This window comes from Pedobacter sp. CG_S7 (assembly GCF_040544395.1).
Taxonomy (GTDB): domain Bacteria; phylum Bacteroidota; class Bacteroidia; order Sphingobacteriales; family Sphingobacteriaceae; genus Pedobacter.
This window is the reverse complement of the sequence record NZ_JBEONS010000090.1, coordinates 1-2,576: the sequence shown is the minus strand read 5'-3', so window position 1 is coordinate 2,576 and position 2,576 is coordinate 1. Positions and strand designations below refer to the sequence as shown.

Annotated in this window: 2 protein-coding genes and 1 pseudogene; 2 read left to right on the top strand and 1 reads right to left on the bottom strand. The window is 38.4% G+C overall.

The genetic code is table 11. The features are described 5' to 3' along the window. The first annotated feature begins 149 nt into the window (after positions 1-149). Together prfB and AAKU52_RS17330 are read left to right on the top strand one after the other, a co-directional pair. Positions 150-1,227 (top strand): peptide chain release factor 2 gene (prfB, locus tag AAKU52_RS17335; RefSeq protein WP_354335895.1). Its coding sequence is split into 2 segments (ribosomal slippage): positions 150-209 and positions 211-1,227, totalling 1,077 coding nucleotides; the frame shifts between segments, so codons are not numbered across the junction. Beyond that, positions 1,228-2,142, top strand: coding sequence for an alpha/beta hydrolase (locus AAKU52_RS17330; RefSeq protein WP_354335894.1), 915 nt, complete (start codon positions 1,228-1,230; stop codon positions 2,140-2,142). Between the two features lie 3 nt (positions 2,143-2,145). On the opposite strand, the pseudogene AAKU52_RS17325 reads toward AAKU52_RS17330, so the two are convergent. Further along, a pseudogene (locus AAKU52_RS17325) lies at positions 2,146-2,469 on the bottom strand (transglutaminase family protein); the annotation flags it as partial. Between the last annotated feature and the right edge of the window lie 107 nt (positions 2,470-2,576).

The following is a 2,576-nucleotide window of genomic DNA, read 5'->3' as shown; positions in this document are numbered from 1 at the left end:
CTAAATAAAGCAAAACAAACAAAAAAATCCTAACACGAAATCCACAAAATGTTAACAAGCATCTGATTTTTAACTATTTTTATGCGTTGACCCTGTTATCGTTACAAGTAAAGTAGTGGCTTAAAGCTGATTTATTATATATTTGTATGATGACAAAAGAACAAATTCAAGATTTAAGGGACAGAGTAGCGTCGCTGAGGAGGCATCTTTGACGTGGAAACACGACTTGAGGATGTCTATATTGCACAGCAGCTTACCCTGCAGCCTGGTTTTTGGGATGACCCTAAAAATGCTGAAAAACATTTAGCAGAATTAAATTCCAAAAAGGTGTGGACTGACGCATGGCAGTCTGTGCAAAGTGATTTAGAAGATACGGAAGTACTTTTTGATTTCATGGTTGCCGGTGATGCAACAAAGGAAGAAATGCAGGAACAATATGAAGAGTGCCTGCAGGCCATCGAAAACCTGGAATTGAAGAATATGCTGAGCAATAAGGAAGACCAGTTATATGCGGTAATGCAAATTACGGCTGGTGCTGGTGGTACGGAAAGCTGCGATTGGGCAGCTATGCTGATGCGTATGTACATTATGTGGGGAGAGAAAAATGGCTATAAGGTTACTGAACAAGATTTTCAGGAAGGTGAAGTTACAGGGGTGAAATCCGTTACACTGCAATTTGCAGGTGCGTTTTCTTATGGATATTTGAAAGGGGAGAATGGAGTACACCGACTAGTTAGGATATCTCCTTTTGACTCCAATGCCCGCCGACATACTTCATTTGCCTCTGTATATGTTTATCCGCTGGTAGATGATACCATTGCTATTGATATTAAAGATTCAGAAATAGAATTTGAAACTTTCCGTTCTGGTGGTGCCGGAGGACAAAACGTAAATAAAGTTGAAACGGCTGTCCGTTTGTACCATAAGCCTTCTGGAATTGTAATTAAAAACCAGGAATCGCGTTCACAGCTGCAGAATAAAGAAAATGCTTTGCGCCTATTAAAATCGCAATTATATGAGGTTGAAATGCGTAAACGCATGGAGGCAACAGCGCTAATTGAAGGTTCAAAGAAAAAGATTGAATGGGGATCGCAAATTAGAAATTATGTATTGCATCCTTATAAACTAGTGAAAGATCTAAGAACAAATTATGAAACGTCTAATGCCCAGGCGGTATTAGATGGTGAACTCAATGATTTTTTAAAAGCCTATTTAATGGAATTCTAAATGTCGAAAATTTTATATGCACTATCGTTTATCCTCCTGTTTACCGGTCATGCTATGGCACAAACCGTAATTCCAATTTATCCTGGTGCTATTCCTCGGGCAAAACCCGTGCCTACAAGTTTTAAGGAAATTTCAAGCCTGGGAGCGGATGGTGTGCTTAGGATAAGTAAAGTTAGTATACCAACTTTAACAGCCTATTTGCCGGCAAAAGAAAAGGCTACAGGTACTGCCGTAATTATTTGTCCGGGTGGGGGTTATGGTATTTTGGCTATAGGTCATGAAGGTTATGATATTGCAAAGGAGTTTAATAAGCTAGGTGTCGCGGCATTTGTGTTAAAATACAGGTTGCCTGATGACGAAATTATGTCGGATAAAGGCTTTGGGCCATTTCAGGACATTCAACAAGCGATGTATGTAGTGCGTAAAAATGCCGCAAAGTGGAATCTGAAAGTTGATAAAATTGGCGTAATGGGTTTTTCTGCGGGTGGCCACCTGGCCTCTAGTATGTCTGTGCATTATAATGATGTCAGAATTGAGGCTAAGGATATTGACTTAAGGCCAGACTTCTCCATTTTAATCTATCCTGTTATTTCTGCTATGGAACAAACACATGCCGGATCAGTAAAGAATTTATTAGGCGTTGTTACAACAGACACGCTTAAAATTTATTTTTCAAACCAAAGAAGTGTTACCAAAGCTACACCTCCTTCTTTTTTGGTTCATGCTATTGATGACAAGACTGTGCCAGTTTACAATAGCATTAGTTATGGACAAGCTTTAATTAAACATAATGTACCTGCAGAAATGCATTTATATCAATCTGGGGGGCACGGGTTTGGATTAAATAATAAAACGACAGCAGACCGTTGGTTCAACAGGCTTGAAAACTGGTTACGGATGAATAAACTGCTTTAAAGATTAAGGGATGTCGTTGTTTAATATTTTTTGCAATTCTTTGAGTTCCGTCACTTTTTCAATGGAACCTGCGTTTTCATAGGCAGATATCAAATTTCTTAAAATTCGGCGAATGATTTCAACATTGCTGCAGGGTGCGTAAAATTCAGGCTGCGGATCGAGGTTTAGTTGTCTTAAAAATTGATCTACATCATGTTTGCCAAAAATGGCACCTTTGTTAAAAGCATTAATGTAAAATAATACGCCAAACTCCTTTTCTTCCTGTTTCTTTTCGTCAATATAGCCCAGGATGAAATGCTGTGGCAAATTTACACCATACACAGGTAAGTCTAATTTTTGTGGGTCACGTAAATTTTCTGGGGATTAGTTGTTAAATTTGTTCAAAAAACAAGGATGGATTTTTCACTATCAGGTCAATTTTTACCAACAGATTT

Bases quoted from the DNA above. Each gene is read 5' to 3' on its own strand.
- AAKU52_RS17330 (WP_354335894.1), top strand. From the start codon at position 1,228: ATGTCGAAAATTTTATATGCACTATCGTTTATCCTCCTGTTTACCGGT.